The organism is Ornithinimicrobium sediminis, assembly GCF_021272345.1.
In the GTDB taxonomy this organism is placed as follows: Bacteria; Actinomycetota; Actinomycetes; order Actinomycetales; family Dermatophilaceae; genus Ornithinicoccus; species Ornithinicoccus sediminis_B.
Genome location: NZ_JAJSDQ010000004.1, coordinates 118370 through 142247 on the forward strand (window position 1 = coordinate 118370; position 23878 = coordinate 142247).

At 72.9% G+C, this 23878-nt stretch carries 26 protein-coding genes; 7 read left to right on the top strand and 19 right to left on the bottom strand.

Annotation, left to right across the window (positions count from 1 at the left end; translation table 11 throughout):
• Window positions 1–145 precede the first annotated feature (145 nt).
• Window positions 146–1444 carry a sensor histidine kinase gene (locus LVO85_RS10715; protein WP_232747477.1) on the top strand — a complete coding sequence of 433 codons (1299 nt, stop codon included), beginning with the start codon at window positions 146–148 and terminating at the stop codon, window positions 1442–1444.
• Window positions 1441–2142 carry a response regulator transcription factor gene (locus LVO85_RS10720; RefSeq protein WP_232747478.1) on the top strand — a complete coding sequence of 234 codons (702 nt, stop codon included), beginning with the start codon at window positions 1441–1443 and terminating at the stop codon, window positions 2140–2142. The genes LVO85_RS10715 and LVO85_RS10720 overlap by 4 nt, the downstream gene beginning before the upstream one ends.
• Here the strand turns inward: LVO85_RS10720 and LVO85_RS10725 are convergent.
• From LVO85_RS10725 to LVO85_RS10785, 13 genes are all read right to left on the bottom strand, one after another.
• Window positions 2103–3206 carry a glycosyltransferase family protein gene (locus LVO85_RS10725; RefSeq protein WP_232747479.1) on the bottom strand — a complete coding sequence of 368 codons (1104 nt, stop codon included), beginning with the start codon at window positions 3204–3206 and terminating at the stop codon, window positions 2103–2105. The two genes, LVO85_RS10720 and LVO85_RS10725, sit on opposite strands and share 40 nt — an antisense overlap.
• A gap of 37 nt (window positions 3207–3243) precedes the next feature.
• The gene (locus tag LVO85_RS10730; RefSeq protein ID WP_232747480.1) at window positions 3244–3993 is read right to left on the bottom strand and encodes a phosphoglyceromutase; all 750 of its coding nucleotides are present in this window, start codon (window positions 3991–3993) and stop codon (window positions 3244–3246) included.
• 10 nt (window positions 3994–4003) lie between these two features.
• Window positions 4004–4513 (bottom strand): type III secretion system chaperone family protein, encoded by a 510-nt coding sequence (locus LVO85_RS10735; RefSeq protein WP_232747481.1) that lies wholly within the window; start codon window positions 4511–4513, stop codon window positions 4004–4006.
• Window positions 4510–5784: a D-inositol-3-phosphate glycosyltransferase gene (mshA, locus tag LVO85_RS10740; RefSeq protein WP_232747707.1), complete on the bottom strand. Its 1275-nt coding sequence runs from the start codon at window positions 5782–5784 to the stop codon at window positions 4510–4512. Before mshA ends, LVO85_RS10735 begins: the two co-directional genes overlap by 4 nt.
• 147 nt (window positions 5785–5931) lie before the next feature.
• Window positions 5932–6486 carry a VanZ family protein gene (locus tag LVO85_RS10745; RefSeq protein WP_232747482.1) on the bottom strand — a complete coding sequence of 185 codons (555 nt, stop codon included), beginning with the start codon at window positions 6484–6486 and terminating at the stop codon, window positions 5932–5934.
• An 8-nt stretch (window positions 6487–6494) separates the two neighbouring features.
• Entirely contained in the window at window positions 6495–6890 is a 396-nt protein-coding gene (locus LVO85_RS10750; protein ID WP_332875430.1) for a phosphomannose isomerase type II C-terminal cupin domain, read from the bottom strand.
• A 4-nt stretch (window positions 6891–6894) separates the two neighbouring features.
• Window positions 6895–7713 (bottom strand): alpha/beta fold hydrolase, encoded by an 819-nt coding sequence (locus LVO85_RS10755; RefSeq protein ID WP_232747483.1) that lies wholly within the window; start codon window positions 7711–7713, stop codon window positions 6895–6897.
• The gene (locus tag LVO85_RS10760; RefSeq protein ID WP_232747484.1) at window positions 7707–8033 is read right to left on the bottom strand and encodes a DUF2516 family protein; all 327 of its coding nucleotides are present in this window, start codon (window positions 8031–8033) and stop codon (window positions 7707–7709) included. The genes LVO85_RS10755 and LVO85_RS10760 overlap by 7 nt, the downstream gene beginning before the upstream one ends.
• A 9-nt stretch (window positions 8034–8042) precedes the next feature.
• Complete coding sequence (gene dtd / locus LVO85_RS10765) at window positions 8043–8468, bottom strand: D-aminoacyl-tRNA deacylase (RefSeq protein ID WP_232747485.1); 426 nt, start codon at window positions 8466–8468, stop codon at window positions 8043–8045.
• Window positions 8469–8475: 7 nt separating this feature from the next.
• The gene (locus LVO85_RS10770) at window positions 8476–9498 is read right to left on the bottom strand and encodes an asparaginase (RefSeq protein ID WP_232747486.1); all 1023 of its coding nucleotides are present in this window, start codon (window positions 9496–9498) and stop codon (window positions 8476–8478) included.
• Between the two features lie 15 nt (window positions 9499–9513).
• A complete protein-coding gene (locus LVO85_RS10775; RefSeq protein WP_232747487.1) occupies window positions 9514–10377 on the bottom strand; it encodes a BKACE family enzyme in 864 nt (287 codons plus the stop codon).
• 23 nt (window positions 10378–10400) lie between these two features.
• Entirely contained in the window at window positions 10401–11426 is a 1026-nt protein-coding gene (gene ygfZ, locus LVO85_RS10780) for a CAF17-like 4Fe-4S cluster assembly/insertion protein YgfZ (protein WP_232747488.1), read from the bottom strand.
• Between the two features lie 118 nt (window positions 11427–11544).
• Complete coding sequence (locus LVO85_RS10785) at window positions 11545–12000, bottom strand: Fur family transcriptional regulator (protein ID WP_232747489.1); 456 nt, start codon at window positions 11998–12000, stop codon at window positions 11545–11547.
• Window positions 12001–12068: 68 nt separating this feature from the next.
• Here LVO85_RS10785 and LVO85_RS10790 point away from each other — a divergent pair, with 68 nt between their 5' ends.
• Entirely contained in the window at window positions 12069–13127 is a 1059-nt protein-coding gene (locus LVO85_RS10790) for an LCP family protein (RefSeq protein WP_232747490.1), read from the top strand.
• 3 nt (window positions 13128–13130) lie between these two features.
• On the opposite strand, the gene LVO85_RS10795 is transcribed toward LVO85_RS10790, so the two are convergent.
• Complete coding sequence (locus LVO85_RS10795; RefSeq protein WP_232747491.1) at window positions 13131–13628, bottom strand: FABP family protein; 498 nt, start codon at window positions 13626–13628, stop codon at window positions 13131–13133.
• A 64-nt stretch (window positions 13629–13692) separates the two neighbouring features.
• On the bottom strand, window positions 13693–14472 hold the full coding sequence (locus LVO85_RS10800; protein ID WP_232747492.1) for a hypothetical protein: 780 nt from the start codon (window positions 14470–14472) through the stop codon (window positions 13693–13695).
• A 91-nt stretch (window positions 14473–14563) separates the two neighbouring features.
• Between LVO85_RS10800 and LVO85_RS16820 the strand changes: the two genes are divergently transcribed.
• From LVO85_RS16820 to LVO85_RS10820, 4 genes are read left to right on the top strand one after another with little or no spacing between them, the layout of a single operon-like run.
• Window positions 14564–15247, top strand: a complete 684-nt coding sequence (locus LVO85_RS16820; protein ID WP_269813369.1) for a winged helix-turn-helix domain-containing protein — start codon at window positions 14564–14566, stop codon at window positions 15245–15247.
• Window positions 15248–15258: 11 nt separating this feature from the next.
• Window positions 15259–16206, top strand: coding sequence for a mycothiol synthase (gene mshD, locus LVO85_RS10810; RefSeq protein WP_232747493.1), 948 nt, complete (start codon window positions 15259–15261; stop codon window positions 16204–16206).
• A gap of 59 nt (window positions 16207–16265) precedes the next feature.
• A complete protein-coding gene (locus LVO85_RS10815; RefSeq protein WP_232747494.1) occupies window positions 16266–18530 on the top strand; it encodes an RNA degradosome polyphosphate kinase in 2265 nt (754 codons plus the stop codon).
• Entirely contained in the window at window positions 18527–19522 is a 996-nt protein-coding gene (locus tag LVO85_RS10820; RefSeq protein ID WP_232747495.1) for an NUDIX hydrolase, read from the top strand. The genes LVO85_RS10815 and LVO85_RS10820 overlap by 4 nt, the downstream gene beginning before the upstream one ends.
• 287 nt (window positions 19523–19809) lie before the next feature.
• Here the strand turns inward: LVO85_RS10820 and pstB are convergent, their stop codons facing one another.
• Genes pstB through LVO85_RS10840 form a run of 4 tightly spaced genes read right to left on the bottom strand, consistent with a single transcriptional unit; the run spans window position 19810 to window position 23872 of the window.
• On the bottom strand, window positions 19810–20589 hold the full coding sequence (gene pstB, locus LVO85_RS10825; protein ID WP_232747496.1) for a phosphate ABC transporter ATP-binding protein PstB: 780 nt from the start codon (window positions 20587–20589) through the stop codon (window positions 19810–19812).
• A gap of 27 nt (window positions 20590–20616) precedes the next feature.
• Window positions 20617–21768 (bottom strand): phosphate ABC transporter permease PstA, encoded by a 1152-nt coding sequence (gene pstA, locus LVO85_RS10830; RefSeq protein WP_232747497.1) that lies wholly within the window; start codon window positions 21766–21768, stop codon window positions 20617–20619.
• Window positions 21768–22745 (bottom strand): phosphate ABC transporter permease subunit PstC, encoded by a 978-nt coding sequence (pstC, locus tag LVO85_RS10835; RefSeq protein ID WP_269813335.1) that lies wholly within the window; start codon window positions 22743–22745, stop codon window positions 21768–21770. The genes pstA and pstC overlap by 1 nt, the downstream gene beginning before the upstream one ends.
• 5 nt (window positions 22746–22750) lie before the next feature.
• On the bottom strand, window positions 22751–23872 hold the full coding sequence (locus LVO85_RS10840; RefSeq protein ID WP_232747498.1) for a phosphate ABC transporter substrate-binding protein PstS: 1122 nt from the start codon (window positions 23870–23872) through the stop codon (window positions 22751–22753).
• Window positions 23873–23878: the final 6 nt, after the last annotated feature.

Below are 23878 nucleotides of genomic sequence, written 5' to 3' on the forward strand. Positions count from 1 at the left end.
AGGTGCTCCCTCCGGGTGTCGTCGCAGGCACCGTGTCAGCCGTGTGTGAACGCGATACTGACGTCAAGTGAACACTGGGCCACCGTGGAACACCAGTTCGGCCGAATGGGACGGGGTGGTCCCCACGGCGTTCTACTGTGGACGCATGAGCCCATGGACCGCCCTCGCCCTCGGGGTGACGCTCGGTCTCGTCGTGGGCTGTGTCCTCATGCTGCTGCTGTGGGGGCGCCCCGACGGCGCCGCCGCCGAGCCCGCCGAACGGCCCGACCTGCCGCTCGGGGTCGCCGAGGTGCTGGGGGCCCTGCGCACGGGCGGGCTCGTCGTGGACCGCACCGGCCGGGTGGTGCGCGCCACCTCGGCCGCCCCGGCCTTCGGGCTGGTCCGCGGCTCGGAGCTCGTCGACCCCGAGCTGCGCCGCCTCGCCGCCCGCGTGCTGCAGGACCGGGTCATCCGGGAGACCGAGCTCGACCTCACCACCGGGCCCTTCGGCACGGGACGGATGCTGCTCGGGGTGCGGGTCGGTGCGATCCGCGACGACCTGGTGCTCATGCTCATCGAGGACCGCACCCAGGCCCGACGGGTCGAGGAGGTGCGCCGCGACTTCGTGGTCAACGTGAGCCACGAGCTGAAGACACCGGTGGGTGGCCTGTCGCTGCTGGCCGAGGCCGTCGAGGACGCGGCCGACGACCCGGTCGCCGTGCGCCGCTTCGCCCGGCGCATGCAGGTCGAGACGCACCGGCTCTCGCGGCTGGTGAGCGAGATCGTCGACCTGTCCCGGCTCCAGGCGACCGACCTGATGACCGAGCTCGTCGTGGTGGACGTGGCCGCCTGCTCGCAGGAGGCGGTGGAGCACACCAGGCTGGTGGCCGGCCATCGCCGGGTCACGGCGTCCACGACCACCCCGCGCGAGGGCCTGCGGGTCTACGGCGAGCCCGAGCTCATCACCACGGCCATCCGCAACCTGGTCGCCAACGCCATCGCCTACTCCGAGGACGGCACCTCGGTCTCGGTGGTGACGCGTCGCACCGGCGACGTCGTGGAGGTCGCCGTGACCGACCAGGGCCAGGGCATCCCGCCCGCGGACCGTGAGCGCATCTTCGAGCGCTTCTACCGGGTCGACCCCGCCCGCTCACGGGCCACCGGCGGCACCGGGCTCGGGCTGTCCATCGTCAAGCACGTCTGCGTCAACCACGGCGGCGAGGTGACGGTCTGGAGCCACGAGGGCCACGGGTCCACGTTCACGGTCCGGCTGCCCGCCATGGTGGAGGACGACCGTCCGGTCGGCTCCCCGGCGCCCCCGACGCACCGCAGACCGGCGCCCCTGACCGACCCCGAGAGTGCGGCCTCGCTCCGCGCCGAGAGCATGTCCCCGCCCCCGCCGCACCCTGACCGACCCGCACCGGCGACGGGTCGACCCGACGACACACGAGAGGTGGCCCGATGACGCGGATCCTGCTGGTCGAGGACGAGGAGTCCCTGTCCGACCCGCTGTCCTACCTGCTGGACAAGGAGGGCTACGAGGTGGCCGTGGCAGCCACCGGGCCCGACGGGCTCGCGGAGTTCGACCGCGGGGGGGCCGACCTGGTGCTGCTCGACCTCATGCTCCCGGGGATGAGCGGCATCGACGTCTGCCGCCAGCTAAGGCAGCGCTCCTCCGTGCCGGTCATCATGCTCACCGCCAAGGACAGCGAGGTGGACAAGGTGGTCGGGCTGGAGATCGGCGCCGACGACTACGTCACCAAGCCCTACTCCGCCCGAGAGCTGCTCGCCCGGATCAAGGCGGTGCTGCGCCGCCAGGCGGAGCCGGAGGACCTGGTGCCCGCCACCGTCGAGGCCGGCCCCGTCCGCATGGACGTGGAGCGCCACCACGTCACGGTCGGGGGCTCCGCGGTGTCGCTGCCGCTGAAGGAGTTCGAGCTGCTGGAGATGCTGCTGCGCAACGCCGGCAGGGTGCTGACGCGCGGTCAGCTCATCGACCGGGTCTGGGGGTCGGACTACGTCGGCGACACCAAGACCCTGGACGTCCACGTGAAGCGGCTGCGCGCCAAGGTCGAGCCGGACCCCTCCGTGCCGCGGCACATCGTCACGGTGCGGGGCCTGGGCTACAAGTTCGAGGTGGACAGGCCCAGCACGGACTCGTAGGTCCGGCGGTGCTCCGCCGCGACCCGGCGCCTCTCCTCGGCCCGCGCCTCGGGGTCGGCCCGCCAGGGCAGCGTGGCGGCGTGGGCCGCGCGCACCCCCGCCCCGATCGACGCGCCCCGCTGCGGCCCCTCCGCCCGGAAGACCAGACAGTCCTGCTGCTCGGCATAGAAGCCGCAGTCCGGCGCCAGCACGCGGGTGCCCACGTCGTAGCACGCCTCCAGCCACCCGGAGTGGGTGCCGAAGCGGTAGGGCAGCACCGACAGGTCGATCGCCTGCAGGTAGGCGAAGAACGCCTCGTCGTCGAAGAAGTCGTGCACGTGCAGCGCGAGCCGGCCCGCCTCGGCGGCCGAGCGCAGCAGCGCGGCCAGGGCCGGGTCGTGGCGGGTGAACCCGGGTGTCATCACGTCGGTGTGGGCGTCCACCCGCAGGACGGCCCGGGGCAGGGAGGGCACGACCTCCAGCAGCGGCTCCAGCACGCCGACGGGGTCCATGTTGGCGCGCAGGCTCTTCAGGTGCAGGCCGACCACGAACTCCGCGCGCCGGGGCCGGGGGCGTCGCAGCACCGCGTCCTCCGCGACGTGCGGGTGCGGCACGACCCGCGCCTCCCGGCCCCAGCGGCGCCGGATCTCGGCCGCGGCGCCGGGGGTCAGGGTGACCAGCGCGTCGGCGGCCGGCACCAGCACGTCCAGCTGGGCGCTGTGCAGCGTCGGGTCGTCGTGGTGCGGGTTGCTGAGGTCGTGGACCGTGTAGGCCAGCGGGCGACCGCTGTCACGCAGCGCGCCCACCAGGGCCTGCAGCTGCTCCGGGGAGCGTGCGTCGAAGCCGAAGTGCACATGACACAGGTCGAACTCGCCGGCGTGCTCGCGCACCCAGCCGGCCTCCAGCGCCGGCGGAGGCCACCACCGGGCCCCCGGCGGGGCACCCGGAGGCTGCGGGTCGGGCAGACGGTCGACGGCGTCGGTGCCCGCCGGGTCGCTGAGGTGGCGCACGTAGACGTGACCGGCGGGCACGCTCAGCACGCGCAGCCGGCCGCTCCCGGCACCCGGGGCGGGTCCCCCGTTCACGGGGTGGCGGTCCGGGTCACGGGAGCGGCGGACGCGGTCAGTGCCTGCCCTGGTTGGCGACGGCCTCGATGGCGGCCGCGGCGGCGTCGGCGTCCAGGTAGCGGCCGCCGCGCTGCAGCGGCCGGAAGTCCTCGTCGAGCTCGTAGACGAGGGGGATGCCGGTGGGGATGTTGAGGCCGACGATGTCCTCGTCGCTGATGCCGTCGAGGTGCTTGACGAGAGCTCGCAGGCTGTTGCCGTGGGCGGCGACGAGCACCACCTGGCCGTCGGCGAGGTCAGCGGTGATGCCGGACTCCCAGTAGGGCAGCATGCGGGCGATGACGTCCTTGAGGCACTCGGTGGCCGGCATCTCGTCACCGAGGTCGGCATACCGCGGGTCACCGGCCTGGGAGAACTCCGCGTCGTCCTCGATCGGCGGCGGCGGGGTGTCGAAGGAGCGGCGCCAGAGCATGAACTGCTCCTCGCCGTACTTGTCGCGGGTGGCCGCCTTGTCCAGCCCCTGGAGCGCACCGTAGTGCCGCTCGTTGAGGCGCCAGGACCGGCGCACCGGGACCCAGTGCCGGTCGGCGGCGTCCAGGGCCATGTTGGCGGTCGTGATGGCTCGGCGCAGCAGGGAGGTGTGCAGGACGTCGGGCAGCAGGCCCTCCTGGAGCAGCAGCTCGCCACCCCGTCTGGCCTCCTCGCGGCCCTTGTCCGACAGGTCCACGTCGACCCAGCCGGTGAAGAGGTTCTCGGCGTTCCACAGGCTCTCGCCGTGACGGAGCAGGATGAGGGTGTGCGTCGTCATGGCCGCGAGTCTAGTCAGCGGGGCGGTCCCGCAGCAGGTGCGCGAACGCCTCGAGGTTCGCGGTCGACTCGCCACGGGTCGTGCGCCAGGCCCACTCCGTCCTCATCGCGGAGAGGAAGCCGAGGGCGAGCAGCTCGTTGAACGGCTCGTCGCAGGCCCCGAGGACCGCGCCCAGAAGGTCGTCCAGGGCCTGGGTGTCGAGCGCCGCCAGCGGGAGCTGGCCCGCAACGTACACGTCGCCGTCGGTGTCGATCGCATAGGCCAGCCCGGGCAGCCGCAGGTTGCGGCGCAGCAGGTAGGCGTACACCGCCTCGTGGTTCTCGTCGGGGTTGCGGATGACGAAGGCGCGCACGCGCAGGGCGCGCTGGCGCACCAGCAGCGACACGACCGTGCGCAGCTTGCGCTCGCCCGGCAGCGTGGCGACGACCTCACCGGGGCGCGCGCCGTCCTCCCACGCGACCCCGAGGGTGTCCAGGTGGCTGCGCAGCAGACGCAGGACCGCCTCCCGGTCCGGGCTCACGGGACGACGGCCGTCGGGAGGTCGCTGAGCGCCCTGGCGTCGTCGATCGCCCGGATGTCCTGCTCGCCGCAGGCGAGGGCGTAGACCGACAGCAGGTCGTCGACGGTGTGGTCCCAGCTGAACCGGGCCGCATGCTCCGGGGCCCGACGGGCGAGCTCGGCCAGCTCCTCGGGGTCGTCCAGCAGGGCGGTGAGGACCTCTGCCCAGCGCCAGGCCTCGTGGCCCTGCACCAGCACCCCTGCCTCCCCCACGGCGACGGGCAGCCCCCCGACGTCGGCCGCCACCACCGGGGTGCCGCTGGCCAGCGCCTCCACGGCGACGAGACCGAAGGACTCGCTGTGCGAGGGCACCGTCACCAGGTCGGCCGCGCGGTACCACCGGGCCAGGTCCTCGCGGGAGACCGGAGGGGCGAACCTGACCAGGTCCTCGACCCCCGCCCGGCGTGCCAGCTCCTGCAGGGCCTCCGGCGCCGCGAGCCCGCTGCCGGAGGGCCCGCCCAGGACGGCGACGACCAGCCGTGAGCGCAGGGAGGGGTCGCGGTGCACCATGTGCGCCGCGGCCTTGACCAGGACGTCCGGCGCCTTGAGCGGCTGGATGCGACCCACGAAGAGCAGCACCGTCGCGTCGGCCGGGAGCCCCAGCTCGGCGCGGGCACGCGAGCGGTCACCGGGGCGGAAGATGTCGAGGTCGACGCCAGGGTTGACCACGTGCACCTTCTCGGGCTCGGCACCGTAGAGGTCCACGAGCTGGGCCGCCTCCTCCTCGGTGTTCGCCACCAGGGACGCGGCCGCCTGCACGACCTGGGCCTCGCCGATCTCGCGCCCGCGCGGCTCGGGGGCGTCGCCCTCGGCGAGCTGGGCGTTCTTGACCCGCGCCATCGTGTGCATGGTGTGCACCAGGGGCACGTTCCACCGGTCGGCCGCGAGCCAGCCCACCTGGCCGGAGAGCCAGTAGTGCGAGTGGACGATGTCGTACCACCCCTCCGGACGGGCCGCCACGGTGCGCATCATGCCGGCGGCGAACGCACACAGCTGGCCGGGCAGGTCCTCCTTGGCCAGGCCCTCGAAGGGACCGGCAGGCACGTGGTGCACCAGCACCCCCTCGGCCAGCTGCACGGTCTCCGGCTGGCTGCCGTCGGTGGCGCGGGTGAAGATCTCGACCTCCGTGCCCCGCCTGGCCAGCCGCCGGGCCGTCTCCACGACATACACGTTGAGCCCACCGGCGTCGCCGGTGCCCGGTCGCTCCAGCGGCGAGGTGTGCACGCTCAGCATGGCCACCCTGCGGGGACAGCCCACCACCCGTCCGTTGCTCACCGTGCTCACCCGGTCAGTTTCGCACGGCTCCGCGGCCGGCCGGCGTGCGATCCGTGCTCGCCGCGGACGGGCCAGCGGAACGGCGCGCACCGGCCCGGCAGGAGCTCACGTGCGGCCGGCCGGCGGTCGTGTCCCGCTGAGCAGGGCACCGAGCACCCCGCCGAGCGTGTTGGCGAGCACGTCGTCGACGTCCGCCACCCGATGGGCGCAGTCGTAGAGGAACCACACCCCGGTGAGCTGGGTGAGCTCGATGCCCAGGGAGGCCAGCGCTGCCACGCCCGCGACCGCGGCCGGGGTCAGACCCCACCAGTGCCGCAGCAGCACGCCCAACGGCACGAACAGCGCCACGTTGAGCCCCACCTGGAGGAGCACCTCCCCCGCAGCCCCCGTCGCCCCCACCCGGGAGAGGAACGCCAGCGGCACCAGCTGCAGCCACCCGCCGCCGGAAGGACACTCCTGCGCCCCGGGAGCGGGCAGCGGCACCAGGGTCGCCGCCGCCACCGCCGCGACGTAGCCGGTGACGACCGACCAGCGCAGCACCCTGCGCCCGGCCCCCTCGTCGGCCCTGGGGTGCAGGGCCACGAAGGGCACGAGGGTGAGCGCGACCAGGAGGGCGACGACGACGCCGACCGTCACCGGCACCGCCAGGAGCTCGGCCACGATGCGTCTCAGCTCCGGTGGTAGTCGTCCTCGAGCCGCTCGATGTCGTCCTCGTGGAAGTCGCCGAAGGCGATCTCCAGGATGCGGCCGGGCCCGGCGCCCGAGTTGCCGATGCGGTGCACCGCACCGCAGGTGACCCACACGAGCTCCCCGGCGGCGGCCGACCAGCTGCGGTCACCGACGGTGATGTCCAGGGGCCCGTCGAGCACCTGCCAGAGCTCCGAGCGGGAGGCATGTCGCTGCAGGGAGAGCCGACGGCCCGCCTCCACCGTGATGGTCTTGACGGTCACCGGCTCGTTGAGCGTGAACTGCTGGAACCGCCCCCACGGGCGTTCCACGACGAAGACGTCGTCGGTGCGGTCTCTGGCGAGGTGGTCGGTCATCTCACGGCTCCGGTCGGTCACGGCGTCAGCGGGCGGGCCGGGCCGACAGGAAGTCCCCCACCAGGTCACGGACCCGGTCCCGGTGCGCCCACATGATGCCACCAGGAGGGAGCACGTGTAGGTCTGCGCTGGTCAGCGCCTCGGCGAGCTCCTCGGCTGCGGCCACCGGATGGGCCGGGTCGTCCTCCTGGGCGAGCACCAGCACCTCGGCACTCACGGCGGCCAGGGCCGACCGGTCGGCCAGCGGCACCTCGTGCGGCACGGCCGCCAGGGCCTGCGCCACGTCGCTCGTGACGAGCCGCTGCGCCTGCTGCCGGCACCAGGTGCGCACCCCTGGGTCGGCGCGCACGACGTCCGGCTGCTCGCTCAGCAGGTGTGCACCGACCGCCTCCACGTCGCCCGCCTCCACCAGGCGCCCCAGGGCCCCGAAGCGACGCATGGCCGCGTCGTCCCGCGGCCGGTCGAGCACCGCCGGGAGCACCAGGACGACCCGGTCGAACCGGTCCGGGTCCTGCACCAGCCCGGCACACAGGGCTCCCGCCCCCATGCTCACCCCGAGCGCCCCGGTCGCACCCACGTGGTCGGCCACCGCCCACACATCGGCCGCGAGCGCACCGTATGACCAGTCCCGCGCCTGCGCGGTGCTGCGGCCGTGCCCGCGGAAGTGCAGGAAGGTGCGCGTCCCGGCCACACGCGCGGCATACGGCCGGGTCGTGGGGATCGAGCCGGCGAGGCCGTGGGCGAAGATCGAGGAGGGCGCGGCACCGGCCCGCCCCGTGGTGAGCGTCTCGATGCGGCCGCCGGCAGGCCCGGGGACGAGCTCGGTGCGGGCTCCCGTCACCACGGCCCGTAAGGGCCCATGTGGGTGCCGCCGCTGCTGCCGCCGCGCAGCGATCGCACCGCCGGTCGCACGTCGGTGAGGTAGATCGCTGCGGCGACCAGCGAGATCAGCCCGAAGATGGACAGCACGTTGGGGAAGGTCACGAAGACCAGGGCCGCGGCCACCCCGGTGACGGCCACCCAGAAGCCCTTGGTGCGCTTGCCCGCGGCGACGAAGGCGTCGGCCCGGGTGGTCGCCGCGTCGATGAGCGCCCACACCGTGATGCCCAGGGCCAGCAGCCCCAGGCCGAACAGCACGAAGCCCTGCAGCGATCCGAAGTTCATGAGGCCAGCCTACGTGTCCACGATGACGGTGAACGGACCGTCGTTGACCAGCTCGACCTGCATCTGCGCGCCGAACGCACCGGTGGCGACCTCGAGCCCCCGGGCACGCAGGTCGGCCACGACCGCCTCGACCAACGGCTCGGCGACGTGCCCGGGAGCCGCCCGTCCCCAGGAGGGCCGCCGCCCCTTGACGGTCTCGCCGTACAGCGTGAACTGGCTGACGACGAGCACCGCGGCCCCGGTGTCGGCCACCGAGGTCTCCCCCTCCAGGATGCGCAGCTCGGCGATCTTGCGGGCGGTCGTGGCCACGTCCTCGGCGCCGTCGTCGGCGGCACAGGCCACGAGCGCCAGCAGACCCGGCCGGTCGATCGACCCGACGGCCGCACCGTCGACCGTGACCCGGGCGCGGGTCACCCGCTGCAGGACCGTGCGCACGGCCGTCTCAGAACCCGAAGGCCTCGACGCCGCCCACCGGCCGTCCGTGCCCGAGCACGGGGGCCCACTCCATGACCTCGAGAGTCTCCTCGGCCCCGGCGAGACCCATCGCCCGCAGGGCGGCCGCGGCCACGACCGGGCGCGCTCGCTGGGCCCCGTCGGTGATCTTGAGCGCCAGCCCGCGCCCGTCGGCCAGGCCGATGGCGTAGACGGACTCGGCGCCGTCCTTGGCGATGAGGCCGGGCACCCCGGCGACGAGGGCCGTGACATCGCGACCGGTGCCGCCCAGCCACTCCGGGTGCATCCGCAGGGCGTTGGCGACGCGACCCTCGGCGGTGTCCGGGTCGGCCGACGCCAGCCGCCCGAAGGCACGGGCCAGGCCGAGCGTGCTGACTGCCATGACCGGCGCCCCGCACCCGTCGACACCGGTGGCCGCCACCGGCTCCCCCGCGAGCTCGACGAGCGTCGCGGCGACCGCCTGCTGCAGCGGATGGCTCGGGTCACGGTAGGTCCCGGTGTCCCAGCCGGCCGCCACGCACGTGGCCAGCATCGCCGCGTGCTTGCCCGAGCAGTTCTGGGCGACCGGCTGCGGGCCCCGGCCCTCGACCAGCCAGCGCTCGCGCTCGGGCTCGTGGACAGGCAGGTCGGGCGTGTTCTGCAGGTCGGCCTCGGTCAGGCCGGCCGAGGCCAGGATGCGCCGTACCCCGTTGAGGTGGAAGGGCTCGCCGTTGTGGCTCGCGCAGGCGAGGGCGAGCAGCTCGCCGTCGAGGTCGAGACCGGCCCGGAGCATGGCAACGGCCTGGATCGGCTTGTTGGACGACCGGGGGTAGATCGGCGCGGTGACGTCTCCGCGCTGGAGCACCGGGTCACCGTCGGAGTCGGTGGCGACCACGATGCCGTGGTGGACCGACTCGACCATGCCCGATCGCGTCGTCGTGGCGACCACCGGGGCGTCGCAGAGCGCCCGGGTCAGCAGGGGCGCGGGGGGCCCGGGGTCGGTCAGGGGCGGGGCGGGGCTCGTCTCTGGCACGCCCGCCACTGTAGATCAGCGAGCGGACGAGGGTCGGCCGGCGGTGGGGCGCCTCTCCTTGACCCCCAGGAGCGTCCTGGCCTCGACGGTGCCCATGACGGGTCGCTGCAGGGTCTCGGCCAGCCCGGCGGCCCGGGACACCAGGTCGGCGTTGTGCTGCACCGGCCGCCCGCGGGCCATCATGAGGTTGTCCTCCATGCCGACCCGCAGGTGCCCGCCCATGGCCAGGGCAGCAGCGGCGACCGGCAGGTGTGCCCGGCCGATGCCGGTCGCCGACCAGCTGGTCACCTCCGCCGGCAGGGCCTGCACCCCCGCCACGAGAGCAGGGACCGTGCCCGGCATACCCCCCGGCACACCGGTGACGAAGTCCACGTGCACCGCGCCGCCGTAGGGCAGGCCGTGCTGGTCGAGAAGCCGGTGCAGCGCCGCGACGTGTCCCAGGTCGAACAGCTCGAACTCGGGCACGACCTCGCGCTCCTGGGCCTGCACGTAGAGCTCGCTCATGAACGGGTAGGGGTTGAGGAAGACCTCGTCCCCGAAGTTCACGGAGCCGCAGGTCAGGCTGCACGAGTCGGGCTCGGCGTCCAGGACCTGGAGCCGGTGCTCGAGCGGGTCGTGCACCGACCCGCCGGTCGACAGCTGCACCACGAGGTCGGTCGCCTCGCGCAGCGCCTGCACCGTGTCGCTCAGCCGGACCGGGTCCAGGGAGGGCCGGTGCTCGGCGTCGCGGATGTGCACGTGGACGAGGCCGGCACCGGCTGCCTCGCAGCGCACCGCCGTCTCCACGAGCTCCTCGAGGGTCGTGGGCAGCTGTGGGAAGTCGGCCTTGGTCGTCTCCGCGCCGGTCGGCGCCACCGTGATCAACGTCGATGCGGGCATGCTCCGCATCCTGCCACCCGGGCTCAGGGGTGCACGACCACCGTCTGCGCCGCGCTCGTGGGACCTGCGCTGAGCAGCGCCTCCGGGTCGGCCGTGCGCTTGACGACCGCCAGGGCGATCGGCCCGTCGGTGTGGTGCCGGGCCACGCTCGTGAGCCGGCCGACGACCTTGTCCCCGAGGGTCAGCTCCTCACCGGGCTCGGGAAGGGTGTGGCCGGAGCCGTCCAGGTGCAGGAACACGAGCCGGCGGGGAGGTCGGCCGAGGTTGTGCACCCGGGCCACGGTCTCCTGGCCCCGGTAGCAGCCCTTGTGCAGGTGCACGGCGGTGCGGAGCCAGTCGAGCTCGTGCGGGATGGTGCGGTGGTCGGTCTCGGCTCCCACGCGCGGCCGCCAGGCCTCGACCCGCAGGGCCTCGGCCGCCCACGTGCCGGCCAGGGGACGCTCGCCGACGTGAGCGACCAGCTCGTCACGCGGCACCAGCAGCTCCCGCCAGGCACGCCCCGCGGCGGGGTGGTCCTGCGGGCCGTAGGCCGTGCTGTCGCCGACGACCCGGGGCCACGGGTCCACCCAGGCGGGTGGCTCACCCGGCGCCGACTCGGCGGCGACCGGCTCGCCCAGCACCGCGATGTCTGCGGTGCGGTCGGCCACCTCGACCCGCAGCATGAACCGCATGGAGTCCAGCCACGTCCGCACCGCCTCGGCGGTGCCCGGCTCGACCGTGACCCAGGTCGTCCCACCGTCGTCCACGATGTGGAGGGAGTGCTCGATGTGGCCCTTCGGCGACAGGACCAGGCTCTCGACGGAGTGCCGCGGGGACAGGTCGGCCAGGTTTTGGGTCGTCAGGGAGTGCAGCCAGCTGAGGCGGTCGGGTCCGGTGACGCTCACGACGCCACGGTGAGAGAGGTCGACGCAGGCCAGGCCCTCCTCGAGCAGGCGCTGCTCACGGTGCGGGTCGCCGTAGTGTGCCGCCACCCCGGCGTCCCGGCCCGTCCCGGCGACCGCCCCGGGGCGCTGGAGCAGGGGGCTGGGCGGGGGGTGCTGCTGGGTCACGAGTGGCCTTCCGGGTCATCGGCTGGGTGCGGGGTCTCACCCTGGACAAAGCGGATGCGCCCCCGGAGATTCCCGGGCACCGCCCGCGCATGCTCCACCGCTGGTCACACGCACCCGCTCAGGGCCGAGGGAGGCAGCGCTCACAGTGGCCGTGGATGGCCATGTGGGTCACGTCGGCGGCGAAGCCGTGCAGCGCCCTCAGGCCGGCGGCCAGGTCGGCGGCCAGCGCGGGGTCGGCCTCGAGGACGGTGCCGCACCCGCGGCAGACGAGGTGGAGGTGGTCGCCGTGCTCGGCGAGGTGGTAGCTGGGGGCGCCGTGGTCGAGATGGCTGTGCCGCACCACCCCAGCCGAGGCCAGGGACTCGAGGTTGCGGTAGATCGTGGAGGCCGGCAGCCGGCCGCCACCGTCCCCCGACACCTCCCCTGCCACCTCCTCCGGCGTGGCGTGCCCCCGCCGGGCGAGCGCGGCCAGGACCCGTCGCCGAGGTGCGGTCAGCCGGAGCCCGGCGCGCCGGAGGTCGTCCTCCACGCCGGGCGGGACCGCGACAGGCGGCAGCCGGGTGTCGTCATCCACCCCTGCACGGTAGCGAGTCGTGCCGCGCACCCAGGGTGTCCCCAGTGCAGCGGCCCTACACTGCCGCCATGACCTCAGGCGCCGAGCACGACGACCCCTACGACGGTGATGCCGAGCTGCGGCCCCGGCGCCGTCGCCGGTCGTTCGGGCGTGTGCTCATCGTGGGTGTGGTCGTGCTGGCGCTGGTCGCGGTCGGCACGGTCGCCGGCTACTTCGCCTTCGTCAACTGGCAGGTCAGCAGCAACCTCGCCTACAGCCGGCTGCTTCCCGACGAGCAGATCATGGGCGAGGACGAGGCCGTCGACCCGGTGCAGGTCGAGCGGCCCGAGACCGCCGGGGACGCCCGCAACTTCCTCATCCTCGGCACCGACAGCCGCGACCTGTCCGAGGACCGCGGCCGCTCCGACGTCATGGTGCTCGTGCACGTCTCCGACGAGCGTGACCGGGTCGACCTCGTCCACATCCCCCGTGACTACTTCGTCGACATCCCGGGCTCGAGCCGCAAGAACAAGATCAACGCGGCCTACGCCTTCGGCGGCGCCCCGCTGGCCGTCGAGACGCTGCAGTCGATCCTGGGCGTGCCGATCGACGAGGTCGCGATCGTCGACTTCGACAGCTTCGAGGCGATGACCGACGCGATCGGCGGGGTGGAGGTCAACGTCGCCGAGGCCAGCCCCGGCTTCCCGGAGGGGGTCATGCAGATGGACGGCGAGACCGGGCTGGAGTTCGTCCGGGAGCGCTACTCGCTCAGCCAGGGCGACATCTCCCGGGGCCAGCGGCAGCAGGCGTTCATCAAGGGGATCATGGAGAAGGCCCTCTCGCGGGAGACCCTGACCAACCCGGCCCGCCTGGCCTCGTTCGTCGACGCGGCGACCACCAACCTCACCGTGGACGACGACCTCGACCTGGGCGAGATGCGCTCCCTGGCCCTGTCGATGCGCAACGTCCGTGGCGACGACATCCACTTCGTCACCGCCCCCTGGAGCGGGATCGGGACCGACTCGTGGGCCGGGTCCATCGTCAACCCCGCGTGGGAGCAGGTGGAGGCGCTCTCCGAGCACCTGCGCACGGACACGATGGAGGACTACAGCGACCCGGTGTCGCCCACCTCCGGCTTCGGTGGCTGACCCTCAGCCGACGCGCTTGAGCTCGGCCGAGACGTGGCTCTGCAGCGACTGGCCCATCGCCGCCATGTCCATGGCCCACATGAGACCGCCGTTGACGTAGCCGTAGAGCCGGTGCCCCGCGGCATACTCCTTGGCGTGCGGGCTGCGCAGCACCCCGTCGGTGCGCAGCTCCACCTTCGCCGGGCTGGTGGAGCCGTAGTAGAGCTCGACGATGCCGGTGGGGTGGGTCAGCAGCAGCTCGACCTCACCCTCGGGCAGAGGCCTCCAGAAGCCCAGCTCGACCGCCGAGGGCGCCCTCTGGCCGCCGTCCTCGTCCAGCAGCCAGGTGCGGGAGCGCCACTGCAGGAAGGGGCGGCCGTCGTGCGTCACCTCGAGCTCCTGGCCGAAGTGGGCCGACTCGATCGTCGGGTAGCCGACGACGCCGGCTCCCTCCCAGCGGCCGATCATCCAGGCCAGTGGTGCGAGGTCGGGGTGCATGGTGGGGTCGATCTCGATAGGCACGGCCTCATCGTATGCGGTGCGTGCGCCTCGCAGAGGGGTCCGCGAGCGCCGTGGGACCGCACCGCTACGCAGGCAGGGCCCGCGACAGCAGGGTGCTCGCCACGGCATACGGCACGACACCGACCACGAGCACCGAGGCCAGCGCCGCCACCAGACGGGGCCGCGCGTGCGCCAGGGTCGGCAGCACCTCGAAGACCCGCCGGGTCGCGTGGCTCACGCCTGCGGAGGCCACCCCCACGAGCAGCAGCGCGCTCCACGGCTGGCCCGCCACCAGCGCGACCAGCGTGCCCACCGCACCCCCGACCGCCAGTGCCAGCGGCGCGGTCCACGGACGCAGCGACTCCCAGCGGCCCACCAGGTCGGTGACCGCGGACACCGCGGCGGCGCCGACCCCGGCGACGATCAGCATCGACCCGGCGTCCGTGCGGGACAGCGGGATGAGGAAGACCGCGCTGGTCAGCACCGCCAGACCGAGCACGACCGAACTCACCGACTCGGCGACGCGGGGCCGCCCGTCGCGGCGCAGCAGCTGGTGCAGGAAGGCCGCGATCATCGACACCGCCAGCGCAGCGGGCAGCCAGGTCAGCCACGGCGACTCCTGCCGCAGGGCCACGCTGAGCAGCACCGCCGTGCCACCGGTGAGCAGCACCGCCAGGGTGCCGCGCGGGGTCGGCAGGCCGAGCGTGCCGGCCCACCCCCAGGCCACGACCGCGATCGCGCACGCCAGGGCCACCGCCAGCAGGCCGGGCCCCACCAGACCGGTGAGGCCGATCACCCAGGCCGCGCCGAGCACACCGACGACCACGTGCGAGGTGGCGGTGGTCAGGGATCGGCGGGACGGCACGCGCCCATTATCCCGACGCAGGGCAGGCGGGGGCACCGTGGTCACCCGCCCCGGCGCGCCGCTGCGCCACTATCCTGGCGAGGTGGCCGAGATGGCGCTGCTCACCCCGGGAGGCTCCGACGGAGCCGTCATGCGCGTGCTCCCGGCGCTGGACCTGCTGCCCCACCGGGTGCGGGTCCTCCCCATGGACGCCGGGGCCCTGCTCAGCGGCACCGAGCCGGAAATCGTGCTGGTCGACGCCACCTCCGACCTGATGGCCGCCCGCTCCACGCTGCGCACCATCGACACCATGGGCAGCTGGGGCGCGGTGCTGGGCGTCTTCGCCGAGGCCGGGCTCACCGTGGTGGACGACCAGTGGCCTCTGCACGACGTGCTGCTCACCACCGCCGGGCCCGGGGAGATCGAGGCGCGGCTGCGGCTGGTCCGGCGCCGCGCCGGGGCCGCCGCGGCGGCGGAGGTGCGCACCGGGCCCATCCGGGTCGCCGACGTCGTCGTCGACGAGTCGAGCTGGACGGTGCGGGCCGGTGGTCGACCGCTCGACCTCACCTTCAAGGAGTTCGAGCTCCTCAAGTACCTCGTGCAGCACCCCGGGCGCGTGGTCAGCCGCGAACAGCTTCTGCAGGAGGTCTGGGGCATGGACTACTACGGTGGCACCCGCACGGTGGACGTGCACGTGCGGCGGCTACGGGCCAAGCTCGGCCCTGAGCGGGAGTCGCTGATCGGCACGATCCGCAACGTGGGGTACCGCTTCGCCGGCGCCCGCACCACCGACTGAGAGGACTCCCGATGGACGTCACGATCACGCACACCCTGCCGGCCCGACAGGGGGCCGACGTGCTGGCCCTGTCCGTCCGGGCCTCCACCCACGACGGCGTCAAGCCACTGTCCGAGCAGACCGTCATCGACGTGCGCCGCCTGGCCGAGCGCCCGGAGCCGGTCGCCGACACCACCCACCTGGTCGTCGTGGACCGGCCCGGGGAGATCAACGCCAAGGTGCTGGGCTACGCGCATGCCGACCACGGCACGGAGCCGGCCACCATCGAGCTCGTCGTCCACCCGGACCACCGGCGGGAGGGCGTGGCCACCCTGCTGGTCCAGGAGATCGCGCAGCGGTGGCCGGGGTGCCGGGCCTGGTCGCACGGCCATCTGCCGGCCGCGCAGGCCCTCGCCGACAAGCTCGGCATGCAGGTCGTCCGCGAGCTGTGGCAGATGTCGCGCCCCCTGCAGGGCGAGTGGTCGGACCTGCCGGAGGTCGACGTGCCCGAGGGCTTCGCCGTGCGCTCGTTCGAGGTGGGGCGGGACGAGCAGGCATGGCTCGCGGTCAACGCACGCGCCTTCGCCGCGCACGCCGAGCAGGGCCGGATGACGCTGTCGGACCTGCAGGACCGGCTGGGCGAGCCGTGGTTCGACCCGCACGGCTTCCTGCTGATCGAGGACCTGCGGGACGGCCCGGCACGCCTGGCCGCCTTCCACTGGACCAAGATCGAGCCGGCCGAGCCCGGGTCGACCCACCAGGCCGCCGGCGAGGTCTACGTCGTCGGGGTCGACCCCGACTACCAGGGTCAGGGCCTGGGTCGCGTGGCCACGGTGCTGGGGCTGCGCCACCTGCGGGCCTGCGGCCTGCAGAACGCCACGCTCTACGTCGACGGCGACAACGCACCCGCCATCGCGACCTACCACCGCCTGGGCTTCGAGCGCTCGGCCGTGGACGTCATGTATGCCGCGCGGTCCTGAGGCACGGATGCGGGCCGGGGCCTGACACCCAGGGCCGCTGCGGTGGCAGGATGGGCGGCATGAGCAGCCCACAGACGTCCACCGGGACCGCCGACGGGACGCCACTGCCGGAGTCGACGGTGCCGGAGGTCGTGGAGACCAACAGCGTCGTCCCGCTGCCGCAGATCCGCGCCCAGCACCCTCGTGGCGCCAACGGCCGCTTCATCCGCCTGGAGCCCGAGGGCGAGGAGGCCCCGTCCGACGAGCTGCCGGAGGGTCGCTTCCTCGACCGTGAGGTCTCCTGGCTGCAGTTCAACGAGCGGGTGCTGCAGCTGGCCGCCGACCCCGACCTGCCGCTGCTGGAGCGCACCCGCTTCCTGGCGATCTTCGCCGGCAACCTCGACGAGTTCTTCATGGTGCGGGTCGCCGGTCTCAAGCGCCGCATCGCCACCGGCATCGCGGGCCGCTCGGCGGCCGGGCTGGAGCCTCGCGAGGTGCTGGAGGAGATCTCGCTGGGAGCCCACCACCTCATGTCCCGGCACGCGCAGCTGCTCGCCGACACGGTTGCCCCCGCGCTGGCCGACGAGGGGATCACGATCTTCTCCTGGGACGAGCTGGGCGACAAGGAGCGCGAGGAGCTCGGGGAGATGTTCCGCAGCACGGTCTACCCGGTGCTGACGCCCCTGGCGGTCGACCCCGCGCACCCCTTCCCCTACATCTCCGGCCTGTCGCTCAACCTCGCGGTGATCCTCACCAACCCGCGCACCGGCCGCGAGCACTTCGCCCGGGTCAAGGTGCCACCACTGCTGCCGCGCTTCGTGCGGCTGTCGACCTCTGACGGGCTCTACTCCGACCGGTTCGTGCTCCTGGAGCAGATCATCGCGGCTCATCTCGACCAGCTCTTCACCGGCATGGACGTCCAGGAGACCTTCACCTTCCGGGTCACCCGCAACGAGGACCTGGAGGTCGAGGAGGACGACGCGGAGAACCTGCTGACCGCCCTCGAGCGGGAGCTCACCCGGCGGCGCTTCGGTCCGCCGGTGCGCCTGGAGGTGGTCGAGGACATGGACGACCACGTGCTCGACCTGCTGACCCGCGAGCTGCGGGTCAGCCCCGGCGAGGTCTACCGGCTGCCGGCCCCGCTCGACCTGACCTCGCTGCATACGCTGGCCGACCTCGACCGCACCGAGCTGCGCTACCCCAACTTCGTGCCGAAGACGCACCCCGACCTGGCGCCGGTCGAGAGCTCGCAGCCCAGCGACGTGCTGGGCGCCATGCGCCAGCGCGACATCCTGCTGCACCACCCCTACGACTCGTTCAGCACCTCGGTGCAGGCCTTCATCGAGCAGGCCGCCGCCGACCCGCACGTCCTGGCGATCAAGCAGACGCTCTACCGCACCAGCGGTGACTCCCCCGTCATCGACGCCCTCATCGAGGCCGCAGCCGTCGGCAAGCAGGTGCTCGCCGTCGTCGAGATCAAGGCGCGCTTCGACGAGGAGAACAACATCACCTGGGCCCGCAAGCTCGAGGAGGCCGGGGTCCACGTCGTCTACGGCATGGTGGGGCTGAAGACCCACGCCAAGCTCGCGCTGGTCGTGCGGGAGGAGGCCGGCGGGCTGCGACGCTACTGCCACATCGGCACCGGCAACTACAACCCCAAGACCGCACGGCTCTACGAGGACCTGGGGCTGCTGACCTGCGACGAGACGATCGGCGAAGACCTCACCCGGCTGTTCAACCAGCTGTCCGGCATGGCACCGAAGGCCAAGTTCAAGCGGCTGCTCGTCGCCCCGAGGTCGGTGCGCAGCGAGCTCATCGCCCTCATCGACGCCGAGGCCGCGCGGGGCAGCGAGGGCGTCGTCCGGCTCAAGCTCAACTCCATCGTCGACGAGCAGGTCATCGACGCGCTCTACCGTGCCTCGCGCGCCGGGGCCCGGGTGGACATCTGGGTGCGTGGCATCTGTGCGCTGCGTCCCGGGGTGCCCGGGCTGTCCGAGACGATCACCGTGCGCTCGGTGCTGGGGCGCTTCCTGGAGCACTCCAGGATCTTCGCCTTCGGGGCGCAGGGCGAGTCCGGAGTCTTCATCGGCTCGGCCGACATGATGCACCGCAACCTCGACCGCCGGGTCGAGGCGCTCGCCTCGATCGCCGACAAGGACCAGGTGCGGCACATCGTCAAGCTGATGGACCGCGGGATGAGCGACGACATCGGCAGCTGGCACCTCGGCTCTGACGGGCAGTGGACCCGCCATCACCTCGGCGACGACGGGATGCCGCTGCCGGACCTGCAGACGGAGCTGATCGAGAGGTATGCCGCGCGCCGCCGCCCGGGGAGGCGCCGGTGAGCGCCGAGCCCCTGGAGGTCCCCGCCCCTGTGGCCCGGGCCGTCCGGCCGGGGGCACTCGTCGTCCGCGCCTCCGGCGTGGTCATCTGGCGGCGCAAGAAGCGAAAGCTCCAGGTCGCGATGGTGCACCGGCCGGGCTACGACGACTGGGCGTGGGCCAAGGGCAAGCTCGACCGCGGGGAGGACGTCGCCGCGGCGGCGGCCCGGGAGGCGCTGGAGGAGACCGGGCTGGTCGTGCGGCTCGGGGTGCCGCTGCCCACCTCCATCTACCCGCTGCCGAAGTCCGGCGACCGCGACGTCATCAAGCGGGTGGAGTACTGGGCCGCCACGGTCGTCGGCGGCCACGGCCGGCTCGAGCACGAGATCGACAAGGTCGCCTGGCTCTCCCCGACCAAGGCGCGCCAGCGGCTGACCTACCCCCGCGACCTGGAGCAGCTGGAGACGATCGTGGGGCTCGACCTCGCCGGACGTCTCGACACCTGGACCCTGCTGGTCGTGCGGCACGCCAAGGCGATGGCCCGCAAGGACTGGCACAAGCCGGACCCGCTGCGCCCGCTCACCACGGTGGGCAAGCGCCGTGCCGACAGGATCGTCCCGATCCTCACGGCATACGCACCGGAGCAGGTGCTCAGCTCCACGTCCACCCGCTGTCACGACACCGTGGCGCCCTTCGCGCAGCACGCCGTCGTGCCGCTGCGGACCAAGCGCGGGCTCTCCGAGGAGGGCCACGAGGCCGCGCCGGACAAGGTGCACAAGCACCTACGGCTGGCCTTCGAGCGTGGCCGCACCATCGCGATCTGCACGCACGGCCCGGTGCTCACCGAGGTGCTCGACGACCTCAAGGCCCGCGCCGACGGCCCCGCGCTGGCGCGGTCGCTGCAGCGGATGACGTCCACCAACATGGACAAGGGCGAGGTGCTGGCCTGCACCGTGCTGGGCCGTGGTCCGACCGCCCGCATCGTCGCCGTGCACCGCCACCGCATCCCCCGCTGACCCTCCCAACCCCGTTGCCAGGGAAATCCCGTGCCTCCCTCCCCGTTGCCAGGGAAATCCCGTGCCTTCCCCTACGTTGCTAGGGGTTCTGGTCCACACCGTGAGGGCCTCGATGCCCGACCTCCAGGCTCGCGTCGGCGCGCACAGGACCTGGGACAGGGGGGCGACCGGTCCGGAATCTCCCTGGCAACCCGCAGATGTGGCCGGGAAATCCCTGGCAACCCGCAGATGTGGCCGGGAAATCCCTGGCAACGCGCAGGTCGGGATGCACAACCCCGGGCACGGGGTCAGCCGAAGCGGCCGGAGATGTAGTCTTCCGTGGACTGCTGCGCGGGGTTGTTGAAGATCTTCTGGGTGTCGTCCATCTCGACCAGCCGGCCCGGTCTGCCGGTGGCCTCGAGGTTGAAGAACCCGGTCCGGTCGGAGACCCGCGCCGCCTGTTGCATGTTGTGCGTGACGATGACGACGGTGTAGTCCTCCTTGAGCTGCTCGATGAGGTCCTCGATCGCCAGCGTGGAGATCGGGTCCAGCGCCGAGCAGGGCTCGTCCATCAGGATCACCTCGGGCTGCACCGCGATGGCCCGGGCGATGCACAGCCGCTGCTGCTGCCCTCCGGACAGGCCCGAGCCCGGCTTGTCGAGACGGTCCTTGACCTCGTTCCACAGGTTGGCGTCGCGCAGGGCCCGCTCGGCCAGCTCGTCGGCGGCAGAGTGCGACATGCGCCGGCTGTTGAGCCGCACACCGGCCAGCACGTTCTCCTTGATCGACATCGTCGGGAACGGGTTGGGCCGCTGGAAGACCATGCCGACCTCGCGGCGGACGTCGACCGGGTCGACCTCCTTGCTGTAGAGGTCGCGGCCGTCCATGAGCACCTCACCCTCCACGCGGCCCCCGGGGATGACCTCGTGCATGCGGTTGAGGGTGCGCAGGAAGGTCGACTTGCCGCAGCCGGAGGGGCCGATGAAGGCGGTGACCGACTTCGGCTCGATGGTCATCGAGACGTTCTGCACGGCGTGGAACTTGCCGTAGAAGATGTTGAGGTCGTTGACGTCGATGCGCTTGGACATGTCTGCAGTCGCTCCAGGGGTGCGGGGTCAGCGGCCGGTCTTGGGGGCGAAGAGCTTCGCGATCAGCCGGGCGGTGAGGTTGAGGGCCACGACGAGCAGCACGAGCAGCAGGGCGGCCGCCCAGGCCCGCTCCAGGCTCGGGTCGCGGAATCCGGGGTTCAGCGGCCGGGTGAACATGTAGTAGGCGTAGACCGCCAGGGAGTTCATCGGCCCCTCGACGGGGTTGAGGTTGAGACCACGGGCGTAGCCGACCGCGACCAGCAGCGGGGCGGTCTCGCCGATGACGCGGGCGATGGCCAGCGTGACACCCGAGGCCAGCCCCGAGGCGGCCGTGGGCAGCACCACCTTGGCCACCGTGCGCCACTTCGGCACGCCGAGCGCCAGCGAGGCCTCGCGCAGGTCGTTGGGCACGATGCGCAGCATCTCCTCGCTGCTGCGCACGACCGTCGGGATCATCAGCACGCTGAGGGCGACGGCCCCGGCCAGGGCGTCCTTGGTGCCGATGCCGAAGACCATCGCCCACAGGGCGAAGGCGAACAGGCCGGCGACGATGGAGGGGATGCCGGTCATGACGTCGACGAGGAACCGGATGACGTGGGACAGCGCGTTCTTGTTGCTGTACTCCACGAGGTAGATCGCCGTGAACAGACCGATGGGCACGGAGAGCACGGTCGCGATCCCGGTGATGACGAGCGTGCCGACGACGGCGTGGTAGGCACCACCGACCATCGGCGCGCCCTCCTGCATGGTGGCCTCGTCCTGGACGCCGGTGACACCGTTCATCGTCTGCAGCAGGAAGTCGGGGTGGAAGGCGCGCGGGATCCCCTGGCCGACGACGGTCCACAGCAGCGACACGAGCGGGAGCACCGCCAGGATGAACGCGCCGTAGACGAGACCGCGCATGACGTGGTCGGTCGCGACCCGGCGGCCGCCCACCACGCGGTATGCCGTGTACACCCCGGCGAGGTAGACCAGGAAGCCCACCACCGCGGCCAGGACCACGTTGAGCCCTCCGGCCAGCCACAGCGTGGCGGCCAGTGCGAGCGCGCCGAGCAGCACGGCATACCCGATGCGGTCGCCGGCGGGACGGACCGTGGACAGCTCGATGCCCTCCATGGGTCCGCGCTTGCGCGGCGGGGGCGTGACGTCGCTGCCCGTGTGCTGGGTCTGGATGGCCATCAGTTGGCTCCCGAGAACTCGGAGCGCTTCTCCACGATGTAGCGCGCGACCAGGTTGACGACGAGGGTGATGACGAAGAGCACCAGCCCGGCGGCGATGAGCTCCGACAGCCGCAGCCCGGCCGCCTCCGGGAAGTTGAGCGCGATCTCGGCCGGGATGGTGGAGTTCCCGGGTCCGATGATGTTCCAGGTGAAGCCGCCGGTCGACAGGATGATCGCGACGGCCATCGTCTCGCCGAGCGCCCTGCCCAGGCCGAGCATCGTGCCGCCGATCACCCCGGGCTTGCCGAAGGGCAGCACAGCGGTGCGGATCATCTCCCACTTCGTGGCGCCGAGCGCCAGGGCAGCCTCCTCGTGCAGGCGGGGGGTCTGCAGGAACACCTCGCGGGAGACCGCGGTGATGATCGGCAGGATCATCACCGCCAGCACGAGGGAGGCGGTGGCGATGGTGCGGCCGGTGTTGGAGCCCTCCGCGAAGAGGGGCACCCAGCCCAGGTTGGCCTCGAGCCAGGCGAAGGCCGGCACGAGCCGGGGGGCGAGCACCTGCCAGCCCCACATGCCGAAGACGACGCTGGGCACGGCGGCCAGCAGGTCGATGACGAAGCCGATCGAGGCTCCCAGGCGACGCGGCGCGTAGTGCGAGACGAACAGCGCGATCCCCACCGCGACCGGGGTGGCCATGGCCATCGCCAGCACGGAGGCCAGCACCGTGCCGACGATGAGCGGCAGCACGTATGCGGCGAAGCCGGCCTCGCCGGTGACCTCACCGGGGTCGGCGGTCAGGACCGGCAGCGACTGCACGAGGAGGAAGGTGGCCACCCCGGCCAGGATGGCCATGATGAGCAGCCCGGAGGCCAGCGAGGCCCCGGAGAAGACGAGGTCCCCGGGTCGGCGGACCTGGCCGCGGCGCGGGCTGCGGTCCGGCGCCGGGGCCGGCACCGCGGCCGGCGTCCGGGCGCTGGGAGGAGTCGTGCTCATGTGGCTCACCCGCCCTGGATGGAGTCGATGGTCGTGGTCGCCGCCTCGCGCAGGGTCTGCGAGATGGGGGCGGAGCCGGCGGCGTCCGCGGCGGCCTGCTGTCCCTGCTCGCTGATGACGTAGCGCAGGTAGTTGGTCACCAGGTCGGCGGTCTGCGCGTCGTCGTAGGCCGAGCACGCGATGAGGTAGGAGACGAGCACGATGGGGTAGGTGCCCTCCTCCGTGGTGTCCCGGGCCAGCTCCAGCGCCAGGTCGCCCTCGACGCCGGTGTCGACCGGGGTCGAGGCGTCCACGACGGCCGCGGCGGCCTCCGGGGTGTAGTCGACGAAGTCGCCGCCGACGCCGACCGCGGCCGTCGGCAGCGTGCCCACGGCCGAGGCGTCGGTGTAGGTGATGGCGCCGACGGTGCTGCCGGTGACCTGCATGACCCCGGTGGTCTGCGCGGCGGACTCGCCGCCGGCCACCGGCCACGCGGCGTCGGGCTCGTAGGGCCAGGCGTCACCGCCGACGACGTGCAGGTACTCCAGGAAGTTCTCGGTCGTGCCGGAGTCGTCCGACCGGTTGACGACGGTGATCTCGGTCGACGGCAGGTCGGCACCGGGGTTGATCTCGGCGATGGCCGGGTCGTCCCACGTCTCGATCTCGCGGGAGAAGACCCGGGCCAGGACCTCCGGGGAGAGGTTGAGCTGCTCCACACCGGGCAGGTTGTAGGGGATGGCGATGGGCGCGATGTAGACCGGCACGTGCAGTGCCCCGCCGTCCCCGCACACGTCGGTGACCCGCTCGCGCTCCTCCTCGTCCAGGTAGGCGTCGGAGCCCACCACCGGCGAGGCACCGGAGATGAGGTTCTCCCGGCCGCCGCCGGAGCCGATCGCGTCGTAGATGAGGCGCACGTCGGGCTGCACGCCGCGGTAGCCGGCGATCCAGGCGGTCTGCGCCGACTCCTGGGCGCTGGAGCCGGAGGCGCTCAGCGTGCCGGAGAGCTGAGGGTCGGCCAGCGGGCCCGCGTCGGTCACCTCGTAGTCGTCACCCTCGAAGGCACCCGTGGGGTTGTCGTCACCGCAGGCGGCCAGGGCCAGCGCGGCCACCAGCAGCATGCCGGCGGCTCCGGGACGCAGCACCTTCACGGGCAG

Bases quoted from the DNA above. Each gene is read 5' to 3' on its own strand.
- LVO85_RS10790 (WP_232747490.1), top strand. From the start codon at position 12,069: ATGACCTCAGGCGCCGAGCACGACGACCCCTACGACGGTGATGCCGAG.
- LVO85_RS16820 (WP_269813369.1), top strand. From the start codon at position 14,564: ATGGCGCTGCTCACCCCGGGAGGCTCCGACGGAGCCGTCATGCGCGTG.
- LVO85_RS10775 (WP_232747487.1), bottom strand. From the start codon at position 10,377: ATGCCCGCATCGACGTTGATCACGGTGGCGCCGACCGGCGCGGAGACG.
- pstB (WP_232747496.1), bottom strand. From the start codon at position 20,589: ATGTCCAAGCGCATCGACGTCAACGACCTCAACATCTTCTACGGCAAG.
- LVO85_RS10730 (WP_232747480.1), bottom strand. From the start codon at position 3,993: ATGACGACGCACACCCTCATCCTGCTCCGTCACGGCGAGAGCCTGTGG.
- LVO85_RS10815 (WP_232747494.1), top strand. From the start codon at position 16,266: ATGAGCAGCCCACAGACGTCCACCGGGACCGCCGACGGGACGCCACTG.
- mshD (WP_232747493.1), top strand. From the start codon at position 15,259: ATGGACGTCACGATCACGCACACCCTGCCGGCCCGACAGGGGGCCGAC.
- pstA (WP_232747497.1), bottom strand. From the start codon at position 21,768: ATGGCCATCCAGACCCAGCACACGGGCAGCGACGTCACGCCCCCGCCG.
- LVO85_RS10720 (WP_232747478.1), top strand. From the start codon at position 1,441: ATGACGCGGATCCTGCTGGTCGAGGACGAGGAGTCCCTGTCCGACCCG.
- LVO85_RS10760 (WP_232747484.1), bottom strand. From the start codon at position 8,033: ATGAACTTCGGATCGCTGCAGGGCTTCGTGCTGTTCGGCCTGGGGCTG.
- LVO85_RS10715 (WP_232747477.1), top strand. From the start codon at position 146: ATGAGCCCATGGACCGCCCTCGCCCTCGGGGTGACGCTCGGTCTCGTC.
- pstC (WP_269813335.1), bottom strand. From the start codon at position 22,745: ATGAGCACGACTCCTCCCAGCGCCCGGACGCCGGCCGCGGTGCCGGCC.
- mshA (WP_232747707.1), bottom strand. From the start codon at position 5,784: ATGCTGAGCGTGCACACCTCGCCGCTGGAGCGACCGGGCACCGGCGAC.